The following is a 3,133-nucleotide window of genomic DNA, read 5'->3' as shown; positions in this document are numbered from 1 at the left end:
GCTTTTTGCAGGGACCTCTCGGTGCACACTGTTCACAATTTCGTGATATGTTGCACCCTGGACGTGTTATAATACTGCCTGCGGAACTGCGCACTTGAACAGGGCCGCCCCGCCTGATCGGCGGGTTTTACCAGCAGGTATGTCTGGGGCTTGTTTGAATATTGGCGACATGCCTTAAGAATCGCATGGGAAAGGACGTGCCAACGTGCGGCAAGGAGAGTTATCCTGGCGGGACAGGGGCAGACTGTGGATGCGGCTGGGGATACGGATGATCCTGGTCCTTCTGATCGTGCTGGCGCTGCGGTATCTGGTTCCCCCACTGCTGGGGCTGCTCATGCCCTTTGCGCTGGCCCTGGTGGTGGCATGGGTCCTCAATCCGCTGGTGAAGAGCCTCCAGAAGCGGTTGGGCCTGTCGAGAGGCGTGCTCTCCCTGCTGCTGATCCTGCTGGCCTTTGCCGTGGCGGGTGGGATCCTCTTTGGGCTGGGCCATAGTCTGGTCAGCGAGATCAGTTCCCTCATTGACAACTGGGAGGGAATCTGGGAGTCCCTTCAGGGCGGGATTCTTACCATTGGGGAAGAGCTGGACAAGTTCCTGGCCTATCTCCCGGACGAGGTGGAGACCTTTGTCAACGAAAGTCTGGATGGGCTCAACGCCTGGCTGAGCGTCTGGATCAATGACGCCATGGTGGGGATGGGCACCCGCGCCAAAGATTTTGCCTTCAGCCTGCCCTCCTTTGTGGTGGCGCTGATTGTCTTCATCATGGCCACCTATTTCATCACGGCGGACTATCCTCATCTCCGTTTTTTGGTCACGGACAAGATGCCCGGCGAGGTCCGCGATTTCTTCTCCCGAGTCAAGCATACCGCGCTGGGGGCCTTCGCGGGGTATGTGCGGGCGGAGGTCATCATCTCCATCGGCGTGTTTGCCATTTTGCTGGCCGGGTTCCTGCTGATCCGTCAGCCCTATTCCGTACTGCTGGCCGTGCTGCTGGCCGTTCTGGACTTTATCCCCATCATCGGCTCGGGGACGGTCATGGTCCCGTGGGCGGTCATCGATGTGCTCACCGGCAATTGGGTCCACGCCGTGGGACTTATGGTGGTCTGGGGGATCGTCTGCGTCTTCCGACGGGTGGCGGAGCCCAAAGCGGTGGGCAGCCAGACAGGGCTCTCGCCGATCCTGTCCCTGGTGAGCATGTATGTGGGGATGCGCTTGGCGGGAGTGCTGGGCATGATCCTGGGGCCGGTCCTCTGCCTGGTACTCATCAATGTGTGCCGGACAGGGATTTTTGACGGCCTGCTGGGGGACCTGCGCCTGGCTGTGCGGGACACCGCAGCCATTTTGAACGGCCATCCGGCACGCAGACCCCCTGCGCCCGGAGAAGAGGAATAATCCGTTCAAAAAAGGTTCCGGGTTCGTTCAAAAATCATTTGGCGTTTCTTCATGAAATGGTCATATTTTTCCGCTATCCTAGTAGGCGAACGAGAAAAGAAGAGCAAATATTCCATGAAGGAGCGATTCTTATGTACTATAACAGCAACAACGACAGCCATTCCCAGGAGCCCTGGGATCGTCCCATCGAGACCACCGGTCGTTCCTTGGATAATGAGTACGTCCCCGATGAGCCCGGACACAGCAGAAAGAAAAAGGGCCGCGGCGGGAAGACGGTGGCCCTGTGCTTGGTGTGCGCGTTGGTGGGCGGGCTGGTCGGCGGCGTAGGCGCCACCGCCGCCACGGGCGGTTTGAGCGGCGGTACCACCACGATCTATGAGGGGGAGCGGGCGCCCACCGTGGTCAATGTGGCCCAGGTCAACGGAAAGACGCTCCTCACCGCGCCGGAGATCTATGCCTCCTTTGTCGGCTCCACCGTCGGTATCACCACGGAGGTGGTGACCACCAACTCCTGGGGCCAGCCGGTGTCCGCCGCTGCGGCCGGCTCCGGCTTCGTCATTACAAATGACGGATATATCCTCACGAATTACCACGTCATCGACGGAGCCCAGAGCATCAAGGTCGCCTTTGTGGACGGCACCACCTATGACGCCGTCCTGGTGGGCGGCGAGGAGGAAAACGACATCGCCGTGCTGAAAATCGACACCACGGGGCTCACCCCCGTCATCATCGGGGACTCCGACAACATCAAGGTGGGCGAACAGGTGGTGGCCATCGGCAATCCTTTGGGCGAGCTGACCTATTCCATGACTCAGGGTATCATCTCGGCCAAGGACCGCAGCATCACCATGCAGAACGGCGAGGTCATGAACATGCTTCAGACCGACACGGCCATCAACTCCGGCAACTCGGGCGGGCCTCTCTTTGATATGTACGGACAGGTGATCGGCATCACCTCCGCCAAGCTCTCCAGCAGCTCTTCCAGCAGTGAGGCCACCATCGAGGGACTGGGCTTTGCCATCCCCATCAACGACATCAAGGACATGGTACAGGATATCATCGCGCACGGCTACGTGACCGGAAAGGCCTACATGGGGATCACCGTCACCACTGTACCTGAGAGCGATGCCCAGCGCTACGGCATGAGCCAGGGCGCGCTGGTCAAGAGCGTGGATGAGAGTTCCTGCGCGGCCAAGGCGGGCCTCCAGAAGGGGGATATCATCACCGCCATCGATGGCACCACGGTCCTCTCCTCCGCTGAACTGGTGGAGGCCAAGAAGGAGTATAAGGCGGGCGACACCGTTACCCTGGAGGTGGACCGCAGCGGGGAGAAGCTTACGCTGACCCTCACCTTCGACGAGGACACGCCTGAGCGCCGTGCCGCGCAGGAGGCCGCTCAGGAAGAGGAGGCCCAGCAGGAGCAGCAGCAATCCCAGCAGGGATCTTCCGATTTCTTCTGGCCCTTCGGCGGACTGTCCCCCTGGTTCTATTGACAGATCCCGAGAGAAATTTAAAACTGCGGCCCCCGGCGCATTCAGCGCCGGGGGCCGCGGTTTATCCGGTTTACAGGCGGTTGTCCGGCATGGTGCCGGGACCAGGAAGGCAAAAAGATGCGGTCTTACTCCTCATCCAGCTTGAGCACGGCCATGAAGGCCTCGGTGGGGATCTGCACAGTCCCCAGGCTCCGCATTTTCTTTTTCTTGCCCAAGGGAATGAGGCGCAGTCCCTTGGGAGCCCCCTTCC

General features: G+C 60.2%; 2 protein-coding genes. Both read left to right on the top strand.

The features are described from left to right. Positions 1-250 precede the first annotated feature (250 nt). The gene (ytvI, locus tag ABUA09_RS18170) at positions 251-1,390 is read left to right on the top strand and encodes a sporulation integral membrane protein YtvI (protein WP_033118797.1); all 1,140 of its coding nucleotides are present in this window, start codon (positions 251-253) and stop codon (positions 1,388-1,390) included. A gap of 131 nt (positions 1,391-1,521) precedes the next feature. Beyond that, the gene (locus tag ABUA09_RS18165; RefSeq protein ID WP_195614746.1) at positions 1,522-2,883 is read left to right on the top strand and encodes a S1C family serine protease; all 1,362 of its coding nucleotides are present in this window, start codon (positions 1,522-1,524) and stop codon (positions 2,881-2,883) included. Positions 2,884-3,133 lie beyond the last annotated feature (250 nt).

Origin of the sequence: Intestinimonas sp. RTP31139st1_F5_RTP31139_211217, assembly GCF_040226735.1 — a bacterium.
Classification (GTDB): Bacteria; Bacillota; Clostridia; order Oscillospirales; family Oscillospiraceae; genus Intestinimonas; species Intestinimonas butyriciproducens.
The sequence above is the reverse complement of the archived record's forward strand: the minus strand, read 5'-3'. Positions and strand labels throughout refer to the sequence as shown.